Here is a 24,324-nt window from a genome sequence, read left to right as displayed (position 1 = left end):
ACGGCCATGTTTCATCGTTTATGGACATTAATTCGCAAAGAGCTGCAGTCGCTGTTACGCGAGCCGCAGACGCGGGCGATCCTGATTTTACCGGTGCTGATTCAGGTGATCCTGTTTCCGTTTGCAGCCACGTTAGAAGTGACCAACGCCACTATCGCCATCTATAACGAAGACAACGGCAAGCATTCAGTGGAATTAACACAGCGCTTTGCCCGCGCCAGCGCCTTTACCCATATCCTGCTGCTGAAAAGCCCGCAGGAGATCCAACCGACCATCGACACGCAAAAAGCCCTGTTGCTGGTGCGCTTCCCGGCCGACTTTTCGCGTAATCTGGATACCTTCCAACAAGCACCTATGCAGCTGATCCTTGACGGGCGCAACTCAAACAGCGCGCAGATCGCAGCGAATTATCTGCAACAGATCGTTAAGGAATACCAGCAGGAGTTGATGGACGGCAAAGCGAAGCCGAACAACAGCGAACTGGTGGTGCGTAACTGGTATAACCCGAATCTGGATTACAAATGGTTTGTCGTTCCGTCGCTGATCGCCATGATCACCACCATCGGTGTGATGATAGTCACCTCGCTGTCGGTAGCCCGTGAACGTGAGCAGGGCACGCTGGATCAGCTGCTGGTCTCTCCGCTCACCACCTGGCAAATTTTCATTGGCAAAGCGGTGCCTGCGCTGATCGTGGCTACCTTTCAGGCTACTATCGTGCTGGCTATTGGCATCTGGGCCTATCACATTCCGTTTGCCGGTTCGCTGGGCTTGTTTTACTTCACGATGGTGATTTACGGGTTGTCGTTGGTGGGCTTTGGTCTGCTGATTTCATCGCTGTGTTCAACCCAGCAGCAGGCGTTTATCGGCGTGTTCGTCTTTATGATGCCGGCAATTTTACTGTCAGGATACGTTTCTCCGGTCGAAAACATGCCGGTCTGGCTGCAGAATCTGACGTGGATAAACCCAATCCGCCACTTTACGGACATTACGAAACAGATTTACCTGAAGGATGCGAGCCTGAAGATTGTCTGGGGAAGTTTGTGGCCGCTGTTGGTGATAGCGGCCACAACCGGATCAGCGGCGTATGCGATGTTTAGACGCAAAGTGATGTAGTTTTTTGTCTTTCGCCAGCAGTGAAATCACCGCGGGTCCGGCAAGGATCGCCAGTCCCGCTAACGCCAGTAAGACGTTGTTTTGCAGCACGCGGGACAGCAGCCACAGCACGATCATCGCCGCACCGAAATACCACGTGGTGGTCAGCTCTTCCAGTACGTCGGCGACATCACGCCAGCGCTGTTCATGATGACGCTGTAGCGCCAGCATTAATAAAACCGTGACGCCATAAACGACGCATAATCCCAGGCCGACGCGCACCAGCGTGCCGCTCATCCAGCCCATTACCAGCAATGCCACTACCAGTAAATGCAACACAATCTGCCAGCAACTAAGACCTGTTGCGACACGAACACGTTGTTGCCACCTCATGGCTTTTCTCCTGAAGGATCTTTAACTAATTGTTCAGAGTACCGGACTTTACGGAAAATTCCGTAACACCGCATCCTTTTGTGACGCCGACTACACTATTTAAAGGAAAAATGACGCCGACAGGAGAATCATGAGCGGACAAACAGTTCGATTTTCATTCAATGTGCTCACAATTAATACTCACAAAGGTTTTACCGCCTTTAATAAGCGATTTATTTTGCCTGAGCTACGCGATGCCGTCAGAACGGTCGGTGCGGACATTGTGTGCCTGCAGGAAGTGATGGGTGCGCACGAGGTTCACCCTCTGCACGTGGAAAACTGGCCAGATACCACGCACTATGAATTTCTCGCAGATACCATGTGGAGCGACTTCGCCTACGGACGCAATGCCGTGTATCCGCAGGGGCATCACGGTAACGCGGTGCTGTCGCGCTATCCCATTGAACATTATGAGAATCGTGATGTATCCGTCGGCAGCAGTGAAAAGCGCGGTGTGCTTTACTGCCGCATCGTGCCGCCGATGCTCCCTCACCCCATCCATGTGATGTGTGTACATCTTGGTTTGCGTGAAGCCCACCGCCAGGCGCAATTGACCATGCTGGCGGATTGGGTCAATGCCCTGCCTGAAACGGAACCCGTGGTGGTGGCCGGGGATTTCAACGACTGGCGGCAAAAGGCCAATCATCCTTTGAAAACGCAGGCCGGTCTTGACGAGATTTTTACCCGCGCCCACGGACGCCCGGCGCGTACCTTTCCGGTACGTTTGCCGTTGCTGCGCCTCGACAGGATCTATGTGAAAAACGCCAATACCAGTATTCCGACGGCGCTGGCGCTACGTCACTGGCGACATTTGTCCGACCATGCCCCCCTGAGCGCGGAGATTCATTTATGAAATATGGCTGGCGTGAAGGCAATCAAATTCAGCTGCTGGAAAACGGCGACCAGTACTACCCCGCCGTATTTAAGGCCATTGAACAGGCGCAGCAAAAAATCATCCTTGAGACTTTTATCTGGTTTGAAGATGCGGTCGGGAAACAATTGCATGCGGCACTGCTCGGTGCGGCACAGCGTGGTGTCAAAGCCGAAGTGCTGCTCGACGGCTACGGGTCACCGGATCTCAGCGAGGAGTTTGTCAGCGAACTCACCACCGCGGGCGTGGTTTTCCGCTATTACGACCCACGCCCGCGGTTGTTCGGTATGCGGACCAACCTTTTTCGCCGCATGCACCGCAAAATTGTGGTGATTGACGACCGTGTCGCGTTCGTCGGCGGGATTAACTATTCCGCCGAGCATATGTCCGATTACGGCCCGGAGGCCAAGCAGGATTACGCCGTGCGCATTGAAGGTCCCATCGTGGCAGACATCCTGATCTTCGTGCTGGAAAACCTGCCGGGGCAAAGCGCCGTGCGCCGCTGGTGGCGACGTCATCATCGGGCAATCGAAAATCGTCAGCCCGGCGAGGCGCAGGCGCTGTTTGTCTGGCGCGATAACGAAGAGCATCGTGATGATATTGAACGCCATTATTTGAAAATGCTCACCCAGGCCAAACGCGAAGTGATCATTGCCAATGCCTATTTTTTCCCCGGCTATCGGCTGCTGCATGCGTTACGCAAGGCGGCGCGACGCGGCGTGCGAGTCAAACTGATTGTACAGGGTGAACCGGACATGCCGATTGTGAAAGTGGGCGCTCGCCTGCTGTACAACTATCTGGTGAAAGGCGGCGTCCAGGTGTATGAATATCGCCGCAGGCCCCTGCACGGCAAGGTCGCGCTAATGGACGATCACTGGGCGACGGTAGGCTCCAGCAACCTCGACCCGCTCAGCCTGTCGCTGAATCTGGAGGCCAACATCATTATCCATGATCGCGCATTTAACCAGGTCCTGCGGGACAATCTGCATCCCATTATTGCCGAGGATTGCCAGCAGGTAGATGAATCGATGCTGCCCAGACGCACCTGGTGGAACCTGACCAAGAGCGTGCTGGCGTTCCACTTTTTACGCCACTTTCCGGCGCTGGTCGGCTGGCTACCGGCGCACACGCCGCACCTTACCGAAGTCGCGCCTCCCGCGCAGCCGACTCTGGAAACGCAGGACCGCATTCAGGCTGAAGATGCAGGAGGGAAACCCTGATGGCGAAAGCATCTCCCCGCTGGCGGTTAGCAAAAAAGATCCTCACCTGGCTGTTTTTTATCGCGGTGATCGTACTGCTGGTGGTGTATGCCAGCAAGGTCAACTGGGAAGAGGTCTGGTCGGTTATCCGGGATTACAACCGCCTCGCCCTGCTCAGCGCCATTGGTCTGGTCATCGTCAGCTATCTGCTGTACGGCTGTTATGACCTGCTCGGACGCTATTATTGCGGACACAAGCTGGCAAAACGTCAGGTGATGCTGGTGTCGTTTATCTGCTACGCCTTCAACCTGACGTTAAGCACCTGGGTGGGCGGCATTGGCATGCGCTATCGACTCTATTCCCGCCTCGGATTACCGGGCAGCACGATCACGCGCATTTTCTCACTCAGCATTACCACCAACTGGCTGGGCTATATTCTGCTGGGCGGGTTTATTTTTACCTTCGGCGTCGTGCAATTGCCCGCACACTGGTACATCGATGAGGGCACGCTGCGCATTCTGGGTATCGTGCTGCTGCTGATTATTGCCGTTTATCTGTGGTGTTGCGCCTTCGCTAAACATCGTCATATCACGATTAAAGGGCAAAAACTGGTGCTGCCGTCGTGGAAATTCGCGCTGGCGCAGATGGCCATCTCCGGGGCAAACTGGATGGTGATGGGGGCGATTATCTGGCTGCTATTAGGTCAGGATATCCATTATTTCTTTGTGCTGGGCGTGCTGCTGGTCAGCAGTATCGCCGGGGTTATTGTGCACATTCCGGCGGGTATCGGCGTGCTGGAAGCGGTATTTATGGCGTTGCTGGCCGGGGAGAATACCTCGCAGGGCACCATCATCGCCGCCCTGCTCGCCTATCGTGTGCTGTATTATTTTATCCCGCTGCTGCTGGCGTTGATGTGCTATTTGTTGCTGGAGAGTCGGGCGAAAAAACTGCGGGCAAAAAACGAGAAGGCGATGGCGAAATAACCGTGAAGGTTATTGCCGGATGCGGCGTAACGCCTTATCCGGCCTACTTTCGACGCAACACGGTAGGCCGGATGAGCGCAGCGCCATCCGGCAACAGAAATTAACGACGATTGCCGAAGATACGTAGCAGCATCAGGAACAGGTTGATAAAGTCCAGATACAGCGTTAACGCCCCGAGGATCGCGTATTTACGCAGGTTGGAACTGTCGCGCAGATCGATTTGCTCGCCGATGTTTTTCAACTTCTGCGTGTCATAGGCGGTCAGGCCGACAAACACAATCACCCCAATGTAGGTCACCGCCCACATCAGCGCTTCGCTCTTCAGCCAGAAGTTAACCAGCGAAGCCAGCACGATACCAATCAGCGCCATAAACAGCATGTTGCCGAAGCCGCTGAGATCGCGTTTGGTGGTGTAGCCGTACAAACTCATGATACCGAACATCCCGCCGGTGACCACAAAGGTGCTGGCGATAGACGAGTAGGTATAGACGATAAAGATGCTCGACAGCGTCAGCCCGGTTAATGCCGAATAGAGCATAAACAGCGTGGTGGCCATGCCAGCGCTGAGTCTTTGCACCATGCCGGAAAGGACAAACACCAGCGCCAGTTGGGCGATGATCAGCCCAAAGAAGGTGATTTTGCTGGAAAAGACAAACATCATCACCGCAGGGGTGTTCGCCGCATACCAGGCAATAAACGCCGTCAGTAACAGCCCGCAGGTCATCCACCCGTAGACCTGAGCCATATAGGTTTGCAGACCAGAACGGGCCTGCACAATAGAATCGGTTCGTGGGAATCGGTCCATGACAATCTCCTGAGTCAGTAGTATCTAAACCAATTGTACTCTACCAGCGTTTTGCTGCTTGCTTATCGCTGTCGCGGGCGTCAACCCAACGGTCGCCTTCCGGCGTGGCCTCGCGTTTCCAGAACGGCGCGCGGGTCTTCAGATAGTCCATAATGAACTGTCCGGCGTCAAAGGCACTGCTGCGATGCGCGCTGGTCACGCCAACGAAGACTATCTCATCTCCCGGCCACAGCTCACCAATACGATGGATAACCGTCACGCGACCTAACGGCCAGCGCGTACGCGCCTCATCGACGATTTCCGCCAGCGCTTTTTCGGTCATGCCGGGGTAATGCTCCAGCGTCAGCGCCTGCACGCTGTCCCCCAGATTGTGATTACGCACTTTACCGGTGAAGGTGACGACCGCGCCGTCTTCATCGCGCTCTGCCAGCCAGGGATATTCTTCCCCAACGCTAAACGGCGCAGGCCCAACAACAATTCGCGTTTCAGCCATCTCAGCCTCCGGTTACCGGTGGGAAGAAGGCCACTTCATCACCTGCGTTGAGGGAATGGTCGAAGCTCACCAGTGTCTGGTTGACAGCCGCCAGCAGCTTGCCATCTTCTAAAGCCAGCGCCCAACGATCGCTTTGCGCAGCCAGATGCTGGCGCAAGGCTTCCACCGTGGGAAAATCTGCCGCGACCTCTAACGTATCTGCGTTCACCAGTTCTCGCACCTGGGCAAAGAAAAGCACCTTAATCATCTGCATCCACCTTAAAATCACCCGACTTGCCGCCGCTTTTCGCCAGCAGGCGTACCGGACCAATCACCATATCCTTTTGAACCGCTTTGCACATGTCGTAGATGGTCAGCGCCGCCACCGATGCTGCGGTTAACGCTTCCATTTCGACGCCGGTTTTCCCGGTCAGTCGGCACAGCGATTCAATGCGCACACGGTTGTGTTCCGGCTCGGCGCGCAGATTAACTTCAACCTTGCTGAGCATCAGCGGGTGACATAGCGGGATAAGATCCCAGGTACGCTTGGCGGCCTGGATACCGGCAATACGTGCCGTCGCGAAAACATCGCCTTTATGGTGGCTGCCGTCGATAATCATCGCCAGGGTTTCGCTACGCATAGTGACGAAGGCTTCGGCGCGCGCTTCACGTACGGTTTCGGCTTTGGCGGAAACATCCACCATGTGCGCTTCGCCAGCGGCGTTAATATGAGTCAGTTGCGACATACTTATTTCTTCAAATGGGGGTGGAAGTTACAAGGACGCGTACGGGCATCGAGCTGCGGCGCAATGATATTTTCCCAGGCGGTGCGACATGCTTTGGTCGACCCCGGCATAGCGAAAATCAGCGTTTTATTGGCCACTCCGGCAATCGCACGTGATTGCAACGTCGCGGTGCCAATCTCTTCAAAGGAGAGCATGCGGAACACTTCGCCAAACCCTTCGACTTCACGGTCGAACAGCGGCAGCAGCGCTTCTGGTGCCTGGTCGCCTTCGGTCAAACCGGTACCGCCGGTAATCAGCACCACTTGCACATCGTCACTGGCAATCCAGGCGGAAACCTGGGCGCGGATGGCATAGCGGTTCTCTTTAACAATCGCTTTGTCAACAATCTGATGACCCGCCTCCAGCGCACTATCGCGCAGATAATGGCCGGAGGTATCGTCCTCTTCGCCACGACGGCTGGAAACGGTAAGAATAGCAATGCGTGTCGGGATAAATTCAGCGCTTACCTGACTCATGAAAAACTCCTTTTAGCGATCAGCCGCCAATGTAAGATAAGTTTTGCGTAATACCGGTATTGTTCTGATGCAGGAAGTGGGTTTGCTTTTTCTCCAGCAGCGCGGCTGAAATACGATCTTCCAGCGCAGGCTGCTGAGCGTCATCTTCCAGCAAATCGCGCAGGCTGACCCCGCCTTCACCGAATAAGCACAGATGCAGTTTGCCGACAGAAGAGACGCGCAGACGGTTGCAGGTGGCGCAGAAGTCTTTCTCATACGGCATGATCAGACCGATTTCACCCGCATAATCGGGATGACAGAAAACCTGCGCCGGACCGTCGCTGCGCTGGCGTAGCTGATGGATCCAGCCGCGACGCAGCAGTTCATCGCGCAGTACCTGGCCGGAGATATGGTGTTTACGGAAGAGAGAACTGCCTTCGCCGGTTTCCATCAGCTCAATAAAGCGTAATTGAATCGGACGTGGCTGGATCCAGGCGAGAAAGGTGTCCAGTTGATGGTGGTTTACATCGCGCATCAGCACGGTGTTCACTTTGACTTTCTCAAAACCGGCATCAAAGGCGGCATCAATGCCCGCCATCACCTGTTGAAATTTATCCTGCCCGGTAATGGCATGAAACTGACGGGCGTCAAGGCTGTCGACGCTGACGTTCAGCGCTGTGAGCCCCGCCTCACGCCAGGTGGCGGCATCCCGTGCCAGACGATAACCGTTGGTGGTCACCGCTATCTGGCGGATGGCGTCATTTTCTCGCACGGCGGCGATGATGTCGGTAAAGTCGCGACGCAATGACGGTTCGCCCCCGGTCAGACGCACTTTTTCCGTTCCCAGACTGGCGAACGCACGCGTGACACGACGAATTTCATCCACGGTCAAAAAACCGTTATTGGTGACCCCGCCGGGCTTGTAGCCATCCGGCAGGCAGTAGGTGCAACGAAAGTTACACACATCGGTAATCGACAAACGTAAGTAGTAAAACTTACGTGCGAAAGCATCGGTAAGTTGAGAGCCCATGTACACCTTTCCAAATACGGGAGGCGGAGTCATTTCTTCCTGCGCCCTGGTGACAATCTGATGTAAGCCTTGTCACGGCCAAAGCACCGTATCATTTGACCCAGGTGCAGAGGCTAGAGTGTTTATACTCGTCATACGTCGAGTACATGTTGGTTATGCCGATACTAGCGTGTAAATAGCAGTTTTGCCATGTACACTTTCGCTATATAATCCTATACATAGCGACATGATCGTGCAATTTCGCTACAGAATAAGCAAAAATCACGGTTTTGCATTGATATACATCATCTTGCTATCAGGTGGATATCGTCAGAAAGGAGTAGAACGCCTATATTTATTTTCATACAACCCCGCCAGGTAATTGCTGAAAACCCGTAATTTACGCTACTGTAACGGCGATCAATTGATATCAGGAATAACTATGCGCACTCGCACGCTGGCGGATTTGGATCGCGTTGTCGCTCTCGGCGGAGGGCATGGATTGGGACGCGTCCTCTCTTCACTTTCGCCTTTAGGTTCACGCCTGACGGGCATTGTCACCACCACCGATAACGGCGGCTCTACCGGTCGAATTCGCCGTTCCGAGGGAGGTATTGCCTGGGGAGATATGCGTAACTGTCTGAACCAGTTAATTACCCAACCCAGCGTCGCATCCGCGATGTTTGAGTATCGTTTTGGCGGTAATGGTGAACTTTCCGGACATAACCTCGGAAATCTGATGTTAAAGGCGTTAGATCACCTCAGCGTGCGGCCTCTGGAAGCGATCAATTTAATTCGCAGCCTGTTGAAAGTGGATGCGCATTTAATTCCAATGTCTGAGCTACCGGTCGATTTAATGGCTATCGACGATCAGGGACATGAGGTTTACGGCGAGGTGAATATCGATCAGCTCACTATCCCGCCTCAGGAACTGATGCTGTCGCCAAAGGTGCCTACCACGCGCGAAGCGGTAGAGGCTATCGCTGAAGCCGATTTGATTCTGATTGGGCCGGGCAGTTTTTACACCAGCCTGATGCCTATCCTGCTGCTCGACGAACTGGCGCAGGCCTTACGTCGCACACCGGCTCCGATGGTCTACATCGGCAATCTGGGGCGTGAATTAAGCCTCCCTGCCGCCAGTCTGACGCTTAACGATAAGCTGACTATCATCGAACAATATGTCGGGAAAAAAGTGATTGATGCGGTGGTTGTCGGGCCAAAAGTCGATGCTTCAGCCGTGAGTGACCGCATCGTGATTCAGGACGTGCTGGAAGCCAGCGATATTCCGTATCGCCACGACCGTCGGCTGTTGCACGACGCGCTGGAAAAAGCGGTGCAAGCGTTAGGCTAGGTGGAATTGCCTGATGGCGCTACGCTTATCAGGCCTACCAAAGCGTTCTGTTCCGCCATCCGGCACCAAACACTGCCTGATGTGCTGCGCTTATCAGGCCTACCAACGCGCTCTATCCCGTAGGCCGGATAAGGGATTTATCCCGCATCCGGCACCCACTTACGATGCCGCGATAAACAGCTCGCGCAGCTGGTGCAGCTGATCGCGGATTTGAGCAGCTTCTTCAAACTCCAGGTTCTGCGCGTGCTTCATCATCTGCCCTTCCAGTTCATGGATTTTCTGCTGCAGCGCCTTCGGCGTCATATCCAATTCAACCACCTCGGACTTCGCGCCGGAACGCGACTTGCCTCGGCCCTTGGCTTTGGTCTTGGCAATATTTTGCCCCAGCGCCAGAATGTCGACCACCTTCTTGTTCAGCCCCTGCGGCGTAATACCGTGCTCTTCGTTGTACTGCTGCTGCTTCTCACGACGCCGTTCGGTTTCGCCGATCGCCTTCGCCATTGATGCAGTAATTTTATCGCCGTAGAGGATCGCTTTGCCGTTGATGTTACGTGCCGCACGGCCGATGGTCTGGATCAGCGATCGTTCAGAACGCAGGAACCCTTCTTTGTCGGCGTCGAGAATCGCTACCAGAGAGACCTCAGGCATGTCCAGACCTTCTCGTAACAGGTTGATACCCACCAGCACGTCAAACTCGCCCAGACGCAGGTCACGAATGATTTCCATACGTTCCACGGTGTCGATGTCCGAGTGCAGATAGCGCACCCGCTCGCCGTGCTCTTCGAGGTATTCCGTGAGGTCTTCCGCCATCCGTTTGGTCAGCGTCGTCACCAGTACACGTTCGTTGATCGCCGCGCGGATACGAATTTCAGACAGCAGGTCATCGACCTGTGTTGCCACCGGGCGCACTTCAATCACCGGATCCAGCAGGCCGGTCGGTCGTACCACCTGATCGACCACGTCATCGCCGGATTTCTCCAGCTCATAGTTGCCCGGCGTGGCGGAAACATAGATGGTTTGCGGGGCCAGCGCCTCAAACTCTTCAAACTTCAGCGGGCGGTTATCCAGTGCCGATGGCAGACGAAAACCGTACTCGACCAGCGTCTCTTTTCGCGCCCGGTCGCCGCGATACATGCCACCAATTTGCGGGATGGTAACGTGCGATTCATCGACCACCAGCAGGCCATCGGCAGGCAGGTAGTCAAACAGCGTCGGCGGCGGTTCGCCAGGCCCGCGCCCGGAGAGATAGCGGGAATAGTTTTCAATGCCCGAACAGTAGCCCAGTTCGTTCATCATCTCCAGATCGAACTGCGTACGCTGGCTTAAGCGCTGTTCTTCCAGCAACTTGTTGTTCGCCAGCAGGTTTTTACGCCGCTCGGCAAGCTCGACCTTAATGTCTTCCATCGCCTGCACAATGCGTTCGCGTGGCGTAACGTAGTGCGTTTTAGGGTAGACGGTAAAGCGTGGAATGCTGGATTCAACCTGCCCGGTCAGCGGGTCAAACAGCGACAGGCGCTCCACTTCTTCATCAAACAGCTCCACGCGCAGCGCAATGTCGTCAGATTCTGCCGGGAAGATGTCTATCACTTCACCGCGCACACGGAACGTCCCGCGCTGAAATGCCTGATCGTTGCGGGTATATTGCAGCTCCGCCAGCCGCCGCAAAATGGCGCGCTGGTCGATGATCATCCCGACCGTCAGGTGCAGCATCATTTTCAGATACAGATCCGGGTCGCCCAGACCATAGATCGCGGAAACCGAGGCCACCACAATGACATCCCGACGCTCCAGCAGCGCCTTGGTCGCCGACAGTCGCATTTGCTCGATGTGTTCGTTGACCGACGCATCTTTCTCGATGAATGTATCAGAACTCGGTACGTACGCTTCCGGCTGGTAATAGTCGTAGTAGGAGACAAAATACTCTACCGCGTTATCCGGGAAGAATTCTTTCATCTCGCCATAAAGCTGGGCCGCCAGCGTCTTGTTGGGTGCCAGCACCATGGTTGGCCGCTGGAGGTCCGCAATGACGTTGGCGATGGTGAACGTTTTCCCCGACCCCGTTACGCCCAGCAGCGTCTGATGCGCCAGACCATCCTCCAGCCCTTCTTCCAGGCGACGAATCGCCTCAGGCTGATCGCCAGAGGGTTTAAAAGCGGAATTCAGTTTGAACGGTTTACTCATGAGCAGCTACCTGAAGCAATGGGCGGGCAGGTGTCTAATTTTACTCGCAGCAGTAGATTTTGCCAGTAAAATATACTGGATGAAAAAACAGTAACACACCACAATATTTCTGTTACGCCCCCTTAACCCCCATCACGGCGGGCTAAAATTTCACCGCAGGCAAGATAAAACACCAGCAAAAATGTGTTATCCCCAGACCTATGACTTTTTTAACATTTGTCAAGCCAGGAGATGAAAGTTTTATGGCAACGGATGACACTTCAGCGACAGCCATTGCTTTTATCTAACAATCTGTATTTGAATAACTATTTTCTCAAGCCGTCTTTCGCAGCAATTTAGTCGCAGGCCGCGTCTTCTCTCGCTTACATAGTGTTTTCTAACTCTAATGCACAAGGTTATCCACAGGAATAGTGGATAACTGTCTCCAGCCCGTGCTGACTGCCGCCTGGCAGAAACGTATCGATGTCCTTTTTTGGTCGAATAAAAAAAAATTATCGCTAAATTTTGATATTTATCAGCTAACGAAGCGGGCTGGAGCAGTCGAGATCCTGCTCGCATTTTCATCATTTTTTTGCCTGCCCAGGGCGTTAACACGGGCAGGCCACAGCAGCCTATCCGCACCAGAATGGCGCCTAAGGCAGCGTGCTCAGATCGATATAGCGTCCGGTCTCTGCCCGCTCCGGCGTCGCTGACAGCCACGGGATCTCGCCCAGCAGCGGTGCCGCAAGTGTGCGCCTCAGCGTCGCCATGTATTCAGCGTGACGCTTCCCTGGCGGGGTTACGTCATTGGCAACCCAGCCGACCAGCGTCAGCCCGGCCTGGCGTATCGCCTGCGCGGTCAGGAGGGCATGATTGATACAGCCGAGCTTCACGCCCACCACCAGAATCACCGGCAATTGTTCCGTTTGCACCCAGTCGGCAAAGCTCAGCGTCGGCGAAAGCGGGGTCAACCATCCCCCGGCCCCTTCTACCAGCACCCAGTCGGCCTGTTTCTCCAGGGCGCGTAAACCGGCAGACATCACCGGGGCCTGAATCGGTCGCCCTTCATCGGCGCTGATAATATGCGGTGACGTGGGTTCGGCGAAGGTATACGGATTGATGGCCGCATAGTCCACTGCCAACGTACTGTTCCGCTGCAACGCCAGGGCATCGCTGTTGCGCAGGCCGTCTGCCGTCATTTCACTGCCCGACGCCACCGGCTTGTAGCCCACGGTCCGGTAGCCCAACTGTCCTGCCGCCTGTAACAATGCACAGCTGGCGATGGTTTTACCGACCTCGGTGTCCGTCCCGGTGACAAAATACGTTTTAGTCACGTTGAATCACTCCCCAAAAAAGATGGTACGTCAGCGGGTATTTCCCCTGCTGCTGGGGCCAGGCTAACTGTAACTGTTGCAGCTGTGAGCGGGTCAGCACGCGCTGTTCGCGACCTTCATGCAAATGCGTCGCACCAATGCCTTTGAGCGAACGCATGGCGCTCAGCGCATCGTCAAACCACAGCGTGACGGCCTGCATCTGATACTCAACCTCCCAGCCGTGCAGCGCGTTTTCCAGCTGTTCGACGGGTAAAAAACGGTTGGCGTGCGCCCGGTTATCCACCGCCTGCCACGCCTGACGCAGTTCCGGCATCGAGCCATGCGCCAGGGTGCTGAAGGCCACCGTCCCGCCGGGGCGCACGACCCGGTAGAGTTCGCCTAATGCGTGGCGTAAATCGCCGCACCATTGCACGGCCAGATTGCTCCAGGCCAGGTCAAACGTCGCGGTATCTTGCGGAATGGCCTCAATATCAGCCAGCAGATAATGGTGCGCCGCATCGTGCCGCTGGGCTTGCGCTAGCATAGGCGCAGACAAATCCAGGGCGCTGACCTCGCTCCCCTGCTCTCGCCAGTAGCGACTCATACGACCTGGCCCGCAGCCTGCATCCAGCACGCGGGCGTACTGCCGCCCCGTCAGTCGCGCCAGTAACGCATCGGCGCTTTGACGCTGTAATTCAGCGTGTTGTTCGTAGTGGGAGGCAGCGCGTCCGAACGCGGCGGCAATGGCCTGCTTATCAACCTGCGTCATGCAGCACCTCCAGCAAGCGGTCGATATCCTGAGCTTCATGCGCCTGAGTCAGCGTCAGTCGCAGTCTGGCAGTACCAACCGGCACGGTAGGTGGCCGGATTGCCGTCACCCAGCAACCCCGATCGCGTAACGTCTGCGCCAGCTGCAACGCTTTTTGGTTATCGCCGACGATCAGTGGCTGAATGGCGCTGTCTGACTGTGCCAGCAGCAAATCAGGGTTCGTCATACCGGCACGAAAACGCTGGATAAGCATCGCCAGCTTTTCCCGCCGCTCGTCGCCTTCGCGACTGCGGATCACCGCCAGCGCGGCGCGCAACGCCTGAGCCTGCGCCGGGGGCATACTGGTGCTATAAATCAGATGGCGAGCAAACTGCAGCAGATAATCGGCCACGCTGTCAGAGCAGAGAATGGCCGCCCCGCTGACGCCAAAGCCTTTGCCGAAGGTCACCACCAGCAGCTCGGGCTTGACCTGCTGCTGCCAGCACGAGCCGCGTCCTTCCTCACCGGTGACGCCAATACCGTGGGCATCATCCACCAGCAGCCACGCCTCCTGGCGCTGCGCCTCGGCGTGGATTTGCGCCAACGGCGCGCTGTCGCCGTCCATGCTGAATACACCTTCGGTGACCACCAGCTGTTGCCCCGGACAGGGAGCCGCCAGCAGACGAGCTAAATGCTGAGTGTCGTTATGGGTAAAGCGGCGCAGCATGGCCGGGCTCAGACTGGCGGCCTCCAGCAGCGAAGCGTGGCTGAGTCGGTCTGCAACAATGCGATCCTGTTTACCCATCAGCGCGGCAATCACCGCCTGATTGGCGGCAAACCCGGAGGTAAACAGCAGCGCGCGTGAATAGCCCAGCCATTGTGCCAGTTCGTCTTCCAGCGCCTGATGCGCTATGGAATAACCGCTGACATGCCCTGAGCCGCCGCTGCCGACTCCAAATCGGTCGGCCCCTTGCTGCCACGCACAGACGATCTGCGGATGGTGGCTTAGCCCAAGGTAATCGTTACTGGAAAAATTCAGATATTGACGACCATCTGCCTGCAACCAACGCCCGGCGCCCTGCGTCACCGCATGACGACGGCGCAGAGCATCGGCAGAACGACGCGCCGCCAGCGCATCGTCAATTTTTTGCTGCCAGGTCATACAGTTGCCGCGTTGTAGTAATCGTCAGTGTCTGGAGTGCGCAGGGCCTGTTCCAGACGCTGCTGTTGTTCGTTATCGCCCGCCAGCACCGCCGTTTGCTGGGGATTCAGGCCCAGTTTGCGGAACAGCAGCAGGTCTTTATCTTCGTTCGGGTTCGGCGTGGTCAGCAGTTTACAGCCGTAGAAAATCGAGTTAGCCCCGGCCATAAAGCACATGGCCTGGGTCTGTTCGTTCATTTGTTCGCGTCCTGCAGACAGACGGACATACGAGGTCGGCATCATGATGCGCGCCACGGCGATGGTGCGGATAAAATCAAACGCATCCACATCGTCATTATCCGCCAGCGGCGTGCCCTTCACCTTCACCAGCATATTGATGGGGACGCTTTCCGGCGGAGTGGGCAGGTTTGCCAGCTGCAGCAGCAACCCGGCGCGGTCAGTGACCGTTTCGCCTAAGCCGACAATGCCGCCAGAGCAGACTTTAATCCCGGCTTCACGCACTTTATCCAGCGTATCCAGGCGTTCCTGATATGAACGGGTAGTGATGATATTGCCGTAAAACTCCGGCGAGGTGTCAAGGTTGTGGTTGTAGTAGTCGAGACCCGCGCTGGCCAGACGCTGCGCCTGCGTTTCGTCCAGCGTACCCAGCGTCATACAGGCTTCCAGCCCCAGTTCTTTCACGCCCTGCACCATTTGTTCCAGGTAAGGCATATCGCGCTCGTGTGGATTCTTCCACGCAGCGCCCATGCAGAAACGCGTTGAACCGGCTTGTTTGGCCTTACGCGCAGAGTCCAGTACCTGCTCAACTTCCATTAAACGCTCGGTTTCCAGACCGGTTTTATAGCGGGAACTTTGTGGGCAATATTTGCAGTCTTCCGGACAAGCGCCGGTTTTTATCGACAACAACGTACTGACCTGTACCTGCTGCGGGTCAAAGTGCTGACGGTGGATCTGTTGCGCTTCAAACAGCAGATCCAGCAGTGGTTTTTCAAATAATTCGGTAACTTGCGACATTGTCCAGCGAGAAGAATGAGCCATATTGGTGTTCGTTTCATTTTGAGTTTCGTGTAGACTCGTAAACCTAAATCTTTTTAATTTGGTTTACAAGTCGATTATGACAACGGACGATCTTGCCTTTGACCAACGCCATATCTGGCACCCTTACACCTCGATGACCTCCCCACTGCCGGTGTATCCGGTAGCGCGCGCTGAAGGTTGTGAACTGATTTTAGCCAGCGGCGAGAGACTGATTGACGGGATGTCGTCCTGGTGGGCGGCGATCCACGGTTACAATCACCCGCAGCTGAACGCCGCGATGAAAACGCAAATCGACGCCATGTCACACGTGATGTTTGGCGGCATTACCCATGCCCCGGCCATTGCACTGTGCCGCCAGCTGGTTGCCATGACGCCAGAACCACTGGAATGCGTTTTCCTCGCGGACTCAGGCTCCGTTGCCGTGGAAGTAGCGATGAAAATGGCGCTGCAGTACTGGCAGGCAAAAGGCGAATCTCGCCAGCGTTTCCTGACGTTCCGTAACGGGTATCACGGTGACACCTTCGGGGCGATGTCGGTCTGCGATCCTGACAACTCAATGCACAGTCTGTGGAAAGGGTATCTGCCGGAAAACCTGTTCGCCCCAGCCCCGCAAAGCCGGATGGGCGGCGAGTGGGATGAGCTGGATATGGTGCCCTTTGCCCGTCTGATGGCGGCCCATCGCCACGAGATTGCGGCAGTGATCCTGGAGCCTGTCGTTCAGGGTGCAGGCGGCATGCGCATGTACCATCCCGAGTGGTTAAAGCGCATCCGTAAGATGTGCGATCGCGAAGGTATTCTGCTGATTGCCGACGAAATCGCCACCGGCTTTGGCCGCACCGGTAAGCTATTTGCCTGTGAACACGCCGACATTACGCCGGATATTTTATGTCTCGGCAAAGCGTTAACCGGCGGGACAATGACCCTTTCTGCCACCCTGACCACTCGCCAGGTGGCGGAAACCATCAGTAACGGCGAAGCGGGCTGCTTTATGCACGGTCCGACGTTTATGGGCAATCCGCTGGCCTGTGCCGTCGCCTCCGCCAGTTTGTCTCTGCTGGAGTCGGGCGAGTGGCGCTCACAGGTGGCTGCAATCGAAGCGCAACTGCGCCGCGAACTGGCACCAGCGGCGGATTCGGCGTATGTCGCCGACGTGCGCGTTCTCGGTGCCATCGGCGTGATAGAAACCACCCACCCGGTGAAAATGGCGGCGTTGCAGAAGTTCTTTGTCGATCAGGGCGTATGGGTCAGACCGTTTGGCAAGCTTATCTACCTGATGCCACCGTATATTATCCAGCCCGAACAACTGCGTCGTCTGACCCAGGCGGTGAACGACGCCGTGCGCAATGCAACATTTTTTAGCGATTAATCGGCGGTAAACTGTGCGTTTTCTGGCTACACTTTTTGGCTAACGAGAGGAGTCGGCATGAAACTTATCAGTAACGATCTGCGCGACGGGGACAAACTTCCGCATCGCCACGTTTTAAACGGCATGGGGTATGACGGGGACAATATTTCCCCGCATCTGGTGTGGGACGATGTGCCCGCCGGGACCAAAAGTTTTGTCGTGACCTGTTACGATCCTGATGCACCAACCGGCTCCGGCTGGTGGCACTGGGTGGTGGTTAACCTACCTGCAGATACCCGGGTTCTGCCGCAAGGGTACGGCTCCGGATTGGTTGCGTTGCCGGAGGGCGTGCTGCAAACGCGCACGGACTTTGGTAAAGCTGGCTACGGCGGCGCGGCACCGCCAAAAGGGGAAACGCATCGCTATATCTTTACGGTTCACGCGCTGGATGTGGAGCGTCTTGATGTCGATGAGGGCGCCAGCGGCGCGATGGTCGGATTTAACGTCCATTTCCATTCGCTCGCCAGCGCGTCAATTACCGCGATGTTCAGTTAAGCGTAGTGCCGGATGTCGGCTTCGCCTCATCCGGCCTACCAGGCAGACCGTAGGCCTGATAAGACGCATCAGCGTCGCCATCAGGCAATTTGCTACAGAAATTCAGGCAACAATTTCAACAGCGTTCCTTGCGCTAACAGCTCGGTCGCACACTCGATATCCGGAGCGAAAAAACGGTCCTGGGTATAATGTGAAACCTGTTCGCGCAAGGCCTGACGCGCCTGTTCCAGCAGCGGGCTTGAGGTCAGTCCTTCACGTAAATCGATCCCCTGACAGGCCGCCAGCCACTCCACGGCTATCACACCGCGCGTATTTGCCGCCATCTCCCACAGTCGGCGACCAGCCGCAGGTGCCATGGAAACATGATCTTCCTGGTTGGCCGACGTGGGCAGGCTGTCTACGCTGTGCGGGTGTGCCAGCGCTTTGTTTTCACTGGCCAGCGCGGCGGCAGTGACCTGCGCAATCATAAAGCCAGAGTTAACCCCACCATTTTTGACCAGGAATGGCGGCAACTGCGACATGTGTTTATCCATCATCAGCGCAATACGCCGCTCTGATAGCGCACCAATTTCCGCGATCGCCAGCGCCAGATTATCCGCCGCCATCGCCACCGGCTCGGCATGGAAGTTACCGCCGGAAATCACATCCCCTTCTTCGGCAAACACCAGCGGGTTGTCCGACACAGCGTTGGCTTCAACTAACAGTACGTCCATCACCTGGCGCATTTGCGTCAGGCACGCGCCCATCACCTGCGGCTGACAGCGCAGGGAATACGGATCCTGCACTTTTTCACAGTTATGATGGGATTGCGACAGCGCACTGGCGTCGGTCAGCACATGACGATACAACATAGCGGCGTCAATCTGCCCGCGCTGTCCGCGCGCGGCATGAATGCGAGGGTCAAACGGACGACGTGAGCCCAGCACCGCTTCGGTCGTCAGCGCGCCGCACACCGTCGCTGAAGCAAACAGCTCCAGGGCTTCAATCAACCCACGCAGAGCAAAGGCGGTGGACGCCTGAGTCCCGTTCAGCAGCGCCAGCCCCTCTTTTGCCTCCAGCGTAATCGGCTCCAGTCCGGCTTTTTTCAGTGCCTGCGTCGCCGGGAGCCATTCCCCCTGCCAGCGTGCTTTCCCCTCACCTAGCAAAGTCAGCGACATGTGCGCCAGCGGGGCCAGATCGCCCGATGCGCCGACAGAACCTTTCGCTGGGATCAGCGGGTAAACTTCGGCGTTCACCAGCGCAATTAACGCTTCAATCACGCTCAGGCGAATACCGGAGAAACCGCGCGCCAGGCTGTTGATTTTCAGCACCATGATCAGACGCACCATGGCATCATCCAGCGCGTTGCCAACGCCAGCAGCATGTGAAAGCACCAGTGAGCGCTGAAGATTTTGCAGATCTTCCGTGGCGATACGGGTCTGGGCCAGCAGGCCAAATCCTGTATTGATGCCGTAGGCCGTTCGCCCTTCGGCAACAATATTATTCACGCAGGCCACGCTGGCGTTGATGGCATCAACCGCGCTGGGGTCCAGACTCAGTTGTACCGGCTGCTGCCAGATTTCCCGTAGCTGCGTAAAACTCAGATGACCTGGTGTTAACGTAAGCTTAGTCATTTCAGTCTTTCCCCTGCGTCCCGGCAATCATCGGTAAATTCAATCCTTGTTCAACGGCACATTCCACCGCGATGTCATACCCGGCGTCTGCGTGACGCATGACGCCCGTAGCCGGATCGTTATGCAGAACCCGGGCAATACGCGCGGCGGCTTCATCGGTGCCGTCACACACAATCACCATCCCCGCATGTTGCGAGAAGCCCATGCCGACCCCGCCGCCGTGGTGCAGCGACACCCAGGTTGCCCCGCTGGCGGTATTGAGCAGCGCGTTAAGCAAAGGCCAGTCGGACACGGCGTCAGAACCGTCGCGCATGGCTTCGGTTTCACGGTTTGGGCTGGCAACAGAGCCAGAGTCCAGATGGTCACGTCCAATGACGATAGGCGCGGAGACTTCACCGCTGCGCACCATTTCGTTAAACGCTAGCCCCAGTTTTTGCCGCCACTCCAGCCCAACCCAGCAAATACGCGCCGGCAAGCCCTGGAAGTTAATCCGCTCACGCGCCATATCCAGCCAGTGATGCAGGTGTTTATCGTCGGCAACAATTTCTTTTACTTTGGCATCGGTCTTATAAATATCCTGCGGATCGCCGGAAAGCGCCACCCAGCGGAACGGGCCAATGCCGCGACAGAACAGTGGACGAATATAGGCGGGTACAAAGCCGGGGAAATCAAAGGCGTTTTCTACGCCCATCTCTTTGGCCATCTGGCGAATGTTATTACCGTAATCAAACGTCGGTACGCCCATTTTGCTAAAGTCCAGCATCGCCTGTACGTGTGTGGCCATGGAACGTTTCGCCGCCTGCACCGTACCCTGCGGATCGGATACCGCTTTTGCCTGGTACTCTTCCCAGCTCCAGCCGGACGGCAGATAACCGTGTAGCGGATCGTGGGCGCTGGTCTGATCGGTAACCATATCCGGGCGCACGCCGCGTTTAACCAGTTCCGGCACAACGTCGGCCGCGTTCGCACACAGCGCAATAGAAACGGCTTTACCTTCACGGGTATATTTGTCGATACGCGCCAGCGCGTCGTCAAGCGATGTCGCCTGCTCATCCACGTAGCGGGTACGCAGACGGAAATCGATGCGGCTTTGCTGACATTCAATGTTCAGCGAACAGGCGCCCGCCAGCGTCGCGGCTAACGGTTGCGCCCCGCCCATGCCGCCAAGACCGGCAGTCAGTACCCAGCGTCCGCTCAGGCTACCCTGATAATGCTGACGTCCAGCTTCAACGAAGGTTTCGTACGTCCCCTGCACGATGCCCTGACTGCCGATATAAATCCAGCTCCCGGCGGTCATCTGACCGTACATCGCCAGCCCTTTCGCATCCAGTTCGTTGAAGTGTTCCCAGGTTGCCCAGTGCGGGACGAGGTTGGAGTTGGCGATCAGCACGCGCGGCGCGTTGTCGTGAGTTTTGAACACGCCGACCGGTTTGCCCGACTGGACCAGCAGCGTTTCATCGGCCTCCAGTTTGGTCAGCGCCTTGACGATGGCGTCATAGCATTCCCAGTCACGCGCGGCGCGACCGATCCCGCCGTACACCACCAGCTCATGGGGATTTTCCGCCACATCAGGATCGAGATTGTTCATTAACATGCGCAGCGGCGCTTCGGTCAGCCAGCTTTTGGCCGTTAAGGTGGTGCCGCGTGGGGCACGAATATCCTGCTGACGATACTTGCTGTGAGACATGACGGAAACTCCTCGCGAACGTTCGGATAGATAAATAATATATACTTGTCTATACAAGTTGCCGCAAGGGTGGTTTTAACAATTAAGATACATTTTTATTATATTGCGTCAGCAATCACGGTTTTCATGTCGGGCTCAGGACATGAAGCGCCCTTGCAGACGATAGCGGGAACCCGGAAAAAGCAAACGAGCATGAGAGACAATGGATGACGCGGACCAGGTCTTGCGACGGATCAGCAGGCAGGGATCGTGTTCTTTAATGTTCAGCAGCGCGCACTCTTCCGCGCTGGCGCGAACCGCTTCGACAATATGCTCGCCTTCGGTCAACGGGGCGATCAGCGACAGATAGGCGTGCGGCGTGGTCTGACTGTAATCCTGTGTCAGGTACTCCGGCACAATCTCCGCATTGACGCAGCGATCTTCAATTTGTACAGGTAGGGAGTTTTCAAAGTGCACCATGATCGAGTGATAAATAAAGGTACCTTCTTTAACGTTCAGCGCCGTGGCCTGCTGCGCGTTCGCTCGTGTGCTTTCCAGCTTCAGCACCTCGCACCGATGCTGATGCTGGCGGGCGATAATTTCATCGGCAATGCTGCGAATTTCAAACAACGCGGACTGACCTTTCGGCTCGGCGACAAACGTACCGACGCCCTGCAAACGCACCAGCAGCCCCTCGTCAGTAAGCTCACGCAGCGCCCGATTAATAGTCATACGGCTAAAACCATACTGCGCGACCAACTCCGCTTCCGACGGGATGCGATCGTGAGGTTGCCAGATACCGCTGGCAATCTTTTCACTGATCTCCTGTTTTACCTTTTCGTAAAAAGGTGCCGGGGCAGAACGGGAGTGGGATGGGAGCATGCGTTAGCCTTCCTTACGCTGAAAAATGAGAGTAGAAAAATGGCGGCGTAACGCTATTCGACACGTCAGTGCCACCAGTGTGCGATTTGCCAGCCAAGACGCGCCGCAACGCGCGCCGCGTTGCCATCATCGTCAAAACGGGGATTAAATTCAACCATGTCTACCGCCTGCAGCTTACCGCAGCGGCACAGGGGCTCAATCAGCCTCAGCAGCGTCGACAACGGCACGCCCAGCGCGGCGGGTGCGGACACAGCGGGCATTTCCCAGACCGGTAGAACGTCGAGGTCGATGGTCAGATAGATGACGTCTACGCTGGAAATAAACTGCGCCATCTGTGCCTGCGCGTTTTGACAGTGCAGATCCTCCACCACTGTAACCCCAAGCCGCTGCGCTTCATCCCACAGCGCCTGGGTGTTAGCCGCCCGGTTAACACCAAAGCAGGCGTAATGAAATTCACGCTGCTGGGCGTCGCAAAGCTGCGCCAACTGGCGAAACGGCGTACCGGAGGTGGCCCGATCGGCATGGCGTAAGTCGAGGTGGGCATCGAGATTGACGATGCCCACGGTTAAGCGTGGGAACGCATCCAGCACACCTGCACCGTGGGCAAAGGCGGTTTCGTGCCCGCCCCCCAGCACGAAAGTGCGCATCTCAGCCTGCTGACAACGCTGTACCGCATGGCGTAACGCCTGCTGCGCCCCTTCGAGATCGGGGGCTTGCGCCACAATGTTGCCCAGATCCACCAGCCGGTCATGGCCTTGGTGGCTGGCTAAATTCGCCAGCGCTTTACGCAGTGCATCAGGTGCGCCAGCCGCCCCCGTGCGTCCCTGATTACGCTTTACGCCTTCATCGCAGGCGAATCCCAGCAGCGCTATCTGTTCACGATAGTTTTCCGGGCTAAACGCTGCACTGAGCGTGATGGTCTGAAACAGGCGCAGCGCGTTGGGTGACTCAGCGCGATCATCGCGACCTTGCCAAAGCGCGGGAGATGCGGGATGCCAGTGACTCATGATGGTTGTCCTCGGAATACGCGTTGATACAGCGGGTTGCGGCCAGGTTCATACAGGATCTCAACCGGAAGGTGGGCGTCCCACACCACAAAGTCCGCCACGAACCCGGCCTTCAATTGCCCATGGGTCGCCTGACGACCAAGGGCTTGCGCCGCATGACGGGTGACGCCTGCCCATGCCTCTTCCGGCGTAAGACCAAACTGCACGCAGGCCATGTTCATCGCCCAGTGCAGGCTGATAAACGGACTGGTGCCGGGGTTGAAGTCCGTCGCCACCGCCATAGGTACCTGGTATTGGCGTAACAGCTCTACCGGGGGACGCTGCTGCTCTTTGAGGAAATAAAAAGCGCCGGGCAACAACACCCCGACCGTACCGCTTTGGCTCATCGCCGCCACGCCTGCTTCATCAAGATATTCAATATGATCGGCCGATAATCCGTGATAGCGACTTACCAACTGCGCGCCACCGAGCAACGACAGCTGTTCAACGTGGCCCTTAACCGGAATGCCCAACGCCTGAGCGGCCTGAAATACCCGTTCACTTTGCGCCAGGCTAAACCCAACGCTTTCACAAAACAGGTCGACAGTCTCAAACAGTCCCTGTTCCCACAGCTGCGGCAAAATGGTCTCGCACACCAGCGTAATATAGCCGTCAGGATCGTCACGGTATTCCGCCGGTGTCGCGTGCGCGGCCAGCAGCGTGGGGCTAATTTCAAGGGTATTTTCCGCCGCCAGCGCAGAGACCACGCGCAAAATTTTCTCTTCTGTCGCCAAATCCAGACCATAGCCTGATTTCACTTCCAGCAACGTGACGCCTTCTTTTATCAGCCGTTCCATGCGCGCGCGCGCCACGGCAAGGAGCTGATCGTCAGATGCGCGGCGGGTCGCCGACACGGTGGCGTTTATGCCCCCCCCCTGGGCGCTGATTTGCTGGTAAGACACACCATTCAGCCGCTGCTCCCACTCGCCTGCACGATTTCCGCCAAAAACCAGATGCGTGTGGCAATCAATCAAACCTGGCGTAACCAGCCGACCCTGCATATCAAAGGTATTGTCATGTGTGCGGTATAACGAGGATTCAGGCACGATAGCGCGAATCTTGCCCTGTCGAATAATCAGCGCGTGACCGTCCACCAGCCCATACGGGGTATTACGTTCAGGATCCATGGTCGCCAGGCGGACATTACGCCAGATGGCATCATCAGGGAAAAATTGCTGCATTCCACTCACCACTTGTCATAGGTTGTATAGACATTTATTGAGATCCTGCGGATGTTGTCAACCTGAAGGGCGATAATTGTTATTTAATTGTGATATCAGGACGTTCTGCATCCGACATTGCTGCTATAAAAAACAACTTTTTACCTTTTCGCCTTTCCGTTT

The 24,324-nt window shown here is 56.3% G+C and carries 24 protein-coding genes and 1 riboswitch; of the genes, 7 read left to right on the top strand and 17 right to left on the bottom strand.

The window, feature by feature from the left end:
• Positions 1 to 6: 6 nt before the first annotated feature.
• Complete coding sequence (locus tag QNN86_RS05275; protein ID WP_096757769.1) at positions 7 to 1,113, top strand: ABC transporter permease; 1,107 nt, start codon at positions 7 to 9, stop codon at positions 1,111 to 1,113.
• Here the strand turns inward: QNN86_RS05275 and QNN86_RS05270 are convergent.
• On the bottom strand, positions 1,075 to 1,485 hold the full coding sequence (locus QNN86_RS05270; protein ID WP_115258999.1) for a YbhQ family protein: 411 nt from the start codon (positions 1,483 to 1,485) through the stop codon (positions 1,075 to 1,077). The genes QNN86_RS05275 and QNN86_RS05270 overlap by 39 nt on opposite strands.
• A 130-nt stretch (positions 1,486 to 1,615) precedes the next feature.
• On the opposite strand from QNN86_RS05270, the gene QNN86_RS05265 reads away from it, so the two are divergent.
• From QNN86_RS05265 to QNN86_RS05255, 3 genes are read left to right on the top strand one after another with little or no spacing between them, the layout of a single operon-like run.
• Positions 1,616 to 2,377 carry an endonuclease/exonuclease/phosphatase family protein gene (locus QNN86_RS05265; RefSeq protein ID WP_182037842.1) on the top strand — a complete coding sequence of 254 codons (762 nt, stop codon included), beginning with the start codon at positions 1,616 to 1,618 and terminating at the stop codon, positions 2,375 to 2,377.
• Complete coding sequence (gene clsB, locus QNN86_RS05260) at positions 2,374 to 3,615, top strand: cardiolipin synthase ClsB (protein WP_414210724.1); 1,242 nt, start codon at positions 2,374 to 2,376, stop codon at positions 3,613 to 3,615. The genes QNN86_RS05265 and clsB overlap by 4 nt, the downstream gene beginning before the upstream one ends.
• Positions 3,615 to 4,577 carry a lysylphosphatidylglycerol synthase domain-containing protein gene (locus QNN86_RS05255; protein ID WP_414210723.1) on the top strand — a complete coding sequence of 321 codons (963 nt, stop codon included), beginning with the start codon at positions 3,615 to 3,617 and terminating at the stop codon, positions 4,575 to 4,577. The genes clsB and QNN86_RS05255 overlap by 1 nt, the downstream gene beginning before the upstream one ends.
• Positions 4,578 to 4,677: 100 nt before the next feature.
• Here QNN86_RS05255 and QNN86_RS05250 read toward each other — a convergent pair whose 3' ends face one another.
• The 6 genes from QNN86_RS05250 to moaA all read right to left on the bottom strand — a co-directional run bounded on the left by QNN86_RS05250 (position 4,678) and on the right by moaA (position 8,124).
• Positions 4,678 to 5,382: a Bax inhibitor-1 family protein gene (locus QNN86_RS05250; protein ID WP_137400328.1), complete on the bottom strand. Its 705-nt coding sequence runs from the start codon at positions 5,380 to 5,382 to the stop codon at positions 4,678 to 4,680.
• Between the two features lie 40 nt (positions 5,383 to 5,422).
• On the bottom strand, positions 5,423 to 5,875 hold the full coding sequence (gene moaE / locus QNN86_RS05245; RefSeq protein ID WP_279277085.1) for a molybdopterin synthase catalytic subunit MoaE: 453 nt from the start codon (positions 5,873 to 5,875) through the stop codon (positions 5,423 to 5,425).
• Between the two features lies 1 nt (position 5,876).
• Positions 5,877 to 6,122 carry a molybdopterin synthase sulfur carrier subunit gene (gene moaD, locus QNN86_RS05240; protein WP_181618960.1) on the bottom strand — a complete coding sequence of 82 codons (246 nt, stop codon included), beginning with the start codon at positions 6,120 to 6,122 and terminating at the stop codon, positions 5,877 to 5,879.
• A complete protein-coding gene (gene moaC / locus QNN86_RS05235; RefSeq protein ID WP_096757777.1) occupies positions 6,115 to 6,600 on the bottom strand; it encodes a cyclic pyranopterin monophosphate synthase MoaC in 486 nt (161 codons plus the stop codon). The genes moaD and moaC overlap by 8 nt, the downstream gene beginning before the upstream one ends.
• A gap of 2 nt (positions 6,601 to 6,602) precedes the next feature.
• Positions 6,603 to 7,115: a molybdenum cofactor biosynthesis protein B gene (moaB, locus tag QNN86_RS05230; protein ID WP_096757778.1), complete on the bottom strand. Its 513-nt coding sequence runs from the start codon at positions 7,113 to 7,115 to the stop codon at positions 6,603 to 6,605.
• Positions 7,116 to 7,134: 19 nt separating this feature from the next.
• Positions 7,135 to 8,124: a GTP 3',8-cyclase MoaA gene (gene moaA / locus QNN86_RS05225; RefSeq protein WP_414210722.1), complete on the bottom strand. Its 990-nt coding sequence runs from the start codon at positions 8,122 to 8,124 to the stop codon at positions 7,135 to 7,137.
• Positions 8,112 to 8,257: riboswitch (molybdenum cofactor riboswitch) on the bottom strand. It overlaps the preceding gene by 13 nt.
• 288 nt (positions 8,258 to 8,545) lie before the next feature.
• Here moaA and yvcK point away from each other — a divergent pair.
• Positions 8,546 to 9,454, top strand: coding sequence for a uridine diphosphate-N-acetylglucosamine-binding protein YvcK (gene yvcK / locus QNN86_RS05220; RefSeq protein WP_414210721.1), 909 nt, complete (start codon positions 8,546 to 8,548; stop codon positions 9,452 to 9,454).
• A gap of 159 nt (positions 9,455 to 9,613) precedes the next feature.
• Here yvcK and uvrB read toward each other — a convergent pair whose 3' ends face one another.
• The 5 genes from uvrB to bioB form a co-directional block, all read right to left on the bottom strand.
• The gene (gene uvrB / locus QNN86_RS05215) at positions 9,614 to 11,635 is read right to left on the bottom strand and encodes an excinuclease ABC subunit UvrB (RefSeq protein ID WP_414210720.1); all 2,022 of its coding nucleotides are present in this window, start codon (positions 11,633 to 11,635) and stop codon (positions 9,614 to 9,616) included.
• Positions 11,636 to 12,267: 632 nt separating this feature from the next.
• Positions 12,268 to 12,948 carry a dethiobiotin synthase gene (gene bioD, locus QNN86_RS05210; RefSeq protein WP_115259006.1) on the bottom strand — a complete coding sequence of 227 codons (681 nt, stop codon included), beginning with the start codon at positions 12,946 to 12,948 and terminating at the stop codon, positions 12,268 to 12,270.
• Entirely contained in the window at positions 12,941 to 13,696 is a 756-nt protein-coding gene (gene bioC / locus QNN86_RS05205) for a malonyl-ACP O-methyltransferase BioC (RefSeq protein WP_414210719.1), read from the bottom strand. The genes bioD and bioC overlap by 8 nt, the downstream gene beginning before the upstream one ends.
• Entirely contained in the window at positions 13,683 to 14,837 is a 1,155-nt protein-coding gene (gene bioF / locus QNN86_RS05200) for an 8-amino-7-oxononanoate synthase (protein ID WP_182270141.1), read from the bottom strand. Before bioF ends, bioC begins: the two co-directional genes overlap by 14 nt.
• On the bottom strand, positions 14,834 to 15,874 hold the full coding sequence (bioB, locus tag QNN86_RS05195) for a biotin synthase BioB (RefSeq protein WP_096757785.1): 1,041 nt from the start codon (positions 15,872 to 15,874) through the stop codon (positions 14,834 to 14,836). Before bioB ends, bioF begins: the two co-directional genes overlap by 4 nt.
• Before the next feature lie 76 nt (positions 15,875 to 15,950).
• On the opposite strand from bioB, the gene bioA reads away from it, so the two are divergent.
• Positions 15,951 to 17,240 (top strand): adenosylmethionine--8-amino-7-oxononanoate transaminase, encoded by a 1,290-nt coding sequence (gene bioA, locus QNN86_RS05190; RefSeq protein WP_153880144.1) that lies wholly within the window; start codon positions 15,951 to 15,953, stop codon positions 17,238 to 17,240.
• A gap of 57 nt (positions 17,241 to 17,297) precedes the next feature.
• A complete protein-coding gene (locus QNN86_RS05185; RefSeq protein WP_414210718.1) occupies positions 17,298 to 17,774 on the top strand; it encodes a kinase inhibitor in 477 nt (158 codons plus the stop codon).
• 92 nt (positions 17,775 to 17,866) lie between these two features.
• On the opposite strand, the gene hutH is transcribed toward QNN86_RS05185, so the two are convergent.
• From hutH to hutI, 5 genes are all read right to left on the bottom strand, one after another.
• Positions 17,867 to 19,387: a histidine ammonia-lyase gene (gene hutH, locus QNN86_RS05180; protein ID WP_414210717.1), complete on the bottom strand. Its 1,521-nt coding sequence runs from the start codon at positions 19,385 to 19,387 to the stop codon at positions 17,867 to 17,869.
• Between the two features lies 1 nt (position 19,388).
• Complete coding sequence (hutU, locus tag QNN86_RS05175; RefSeq protein ID WP_414210716.1) at positions 19,389 to 21,074, bottom strand: urocanate hydratase; 1,686 nt, start codon at positions 21,072 to 21,074, stop codon at positions 19,389 to 19,391.
• A gap of 135 nt (positions 21,075 to 21,209) precedes the next feature.
• Positions 21,210 to 21,935, bottom strand: a complete 726-nt coding sequence (locus tag QNN86_RS05170; protein ID WP_096757790.1) for a histidine utilization repressor — start codon at positions 21,933 to 21,935, stop codon at positions 21,210 to 21,212.
• A gap of 65 nt (positions 21,936 to 22,000) precedes the next feature.
• The gene (hutG, locus tag QNN86_RS05165) at positions 22,001 to 22,942 is read right to left on the bottom strand and encodes a formimidoylglutamase (protein WP_414210715.1); all 942 of its coding nucleotides are present in this window, start codon (positions 22,940 to 22,942) and stop codon (positions 22,001 to 22,003) included.
• A complete protein-coding gene (gene hutI, locus QNN86_RS05160) occupies positions 22,939 to 24,162 on the bottom strand; it encodes an imidazolonepropionase (RefSeq protein ID WP_414210714.1) in 1,224 nt (407 codons plus the stop codon). The genes hutG and hutI overlap by 4 nt, the downstream gene beginning before the upstream one ends.
• Positions 24,163 to 24,324: the final 162 nt, after the last annotated feature.

Origin of the sequence: Citrobacter sp. C348, from assembly GCF_047467975.1 — a bacterium.
GTDB classification, from domain to species: domain Bacteria; phylum Pseudomonadota; class Gammaproteobacteria; order Enterobacterales; family Enterobacteriaceae; genus Citrobacter; species Citrobacter gillenii.
This window is presented reverse-complemented; position numbering and strand designations above follow the sequence as displayed.

What these genes read in the sequence shown, in the direction of transcription:
- bioF (WP_182270141.1), bottom strand. Translation starts at nt 14,837, where the DNA reads ATGACCTGGCAGCAAAAAATTGACGATGCGCTGGCGGCGCGTCGTTCT.
- QNN86_RS05250 (WP_137400328.1), bottom strand. Translation starts at nt 5,382, where the DNA reads ATGGACCGATTCCCACGAACCGATTCTATTGTGCAGGCCCGTTCTGGT.
- hutI (WP_414210714.1), bottom strand. Translation starts at nt 24,162, where the DNA reads ATGCAGCAATTTTTCCCTGATGATGCCATCTGGCGTAATGTCCGCCTG.
- clsB (WP_414210724.1), top strand. Translation starts at nt 2,374, where the DNA reads ATGAAATATGGCTGGCGTGAAGGCAATCAAATTCAGCTGCTGGAAAAC.
- QNN86_RS05170 (WP_096757790.1), bottom strand. Translation starts at nt 21,935, where the DNA reads ATGCTCCCATCCCACTCCCGTTCTGCCCCGGCACCTTTTTACGAAAAG.
- hutH (WP_414210717.1), bottom strand. Translation starts at nt 19,387, where the DNA reads ATGACTAAGCTTACGTTAACACCAGGTCATCTGAGTTTTACGCAGCTA.
- moaC (WP_096757777.1), bottom strand. Translation starts at nt 6,600, where the DNA reads ATGTCGCAACTGACTCATATTAACGCCGCTGGCGAAGCGCACATGGTG.
- bioA (WP_153880144.1), top strand. Translation starts at nt 15,951, where the DNA reads ATGACAACGGACGATCTTGCCTTTGACCAACGCCATATCTGGCACCCT.
- hutG (WP_414210715.1), bottom strand. Translation starts at nt 22,942, where the DNA reads ATGAGTCACTGGCATCCCGCATCTCCCGCGCTTTGGCAAGGTCGCGAT.
- bioB (WP_096757785.1), bottom strand. Translation starts at nt 15,874, where the DNA reads ATGGCTCATTCTTCTCGCTGGACAATGTCGCAAGTTACCGAATTATTT.
- moaA (WP_414210722.1), bottom strand. Translation starts at nt 8,124, where the DNA reads ATGGGCTCTCAACTTACCGATGCTTTCGCACGTAAGTTTTACTACTTA.
- moaB (WP_096757778.1), bottom strand. Translation starts at nt 7,115, where the DNA reads ATGAGTCAGGTAAGCGCTGAATTTATCCCGACACGCATTGCTATTCTT.
- hutU (WP_414210716.1), bottom strand. Translation starts at nt 21,074, where the DNA reads ATGTCTCACAGCAAGTATCGTCAGCAGGATATTCGTGCCCCACGCGGC.
- QNN86_RS05185 (WP_414210718.1), top strand. Translation starts at nt 17,298, where the DNA reads ATGAAACTTATCAGTAACGATCTGCGCGACGGGGACAAACTTCCGCAT.
- QNN86_RS05255 (WP_414210723.1), top strand. Translation starts at nt 3,615, where the DNA reads ATGGCGAAAGCATCTCCCCGCTGGCGGTTAGCAAAAAAGATCCTCACC.
- QNN86_RS05275 (WP_096757769.1), top strand. Translation starts at nt 7, where the DNA reads ATGTTTCATCGTTTATGGACATTAATTCGCAAAGAGCTGCAGTCGCTG.
- uvrB (WP_414210720.1), bottom strand. Translation starts at nt 11,635, where the DNA reads ATGAGTAAACCGTTCAAACTGAATTCCGCTTTTAAACCCTCTGGCGAT.
- bioC (WP_414210719.1), bottom strand. Translation starts at nt 13,696, where the DNA reads ATGACGCAGGTTGATAAGCAGGCCATTGCCGCCGCGTTCGGACGCGCT.
- moaD (WP_181618960.1), bottom strand. Translation starts at nt 6,122, where the DNA reads ATGATTAAGGTGCTTTTCTTTGCCCAGGTGCGAGAACTGGTGAACGCA.
- QNN86_RS05270 (WP_115258999.1), bottom strand. Translation starts at nt 1,485, where the DNA reads ATGAGGTGGCAACAACGTGTTCGTGTCGCAACAGGTCTTAGTTGCTGG.
- QNN86_RS05265 (WP_182037842.1), top strand. Translation starts at nt 1,616, where the DNA reads ATGAGCGGACAAACAGTTCGATTTTCATTCAATGTGCTCACAATTAAT.
- yvcK (WP_414210721.1), top strand. Translation starts at nt 8,546, where the DNA reads ATGCGCACTCGCACGCTGGCGGATTTGGATCGCGTTGTCGCTCTCGGC.
- moaE (WP_279277085.1), bottom strand. Translation starts at nt 5,875, where the DNA reads ATGGCTGAAACGCGAATTGTTGTTGGGCCTGCGCCGTTTAGCGTTGGG.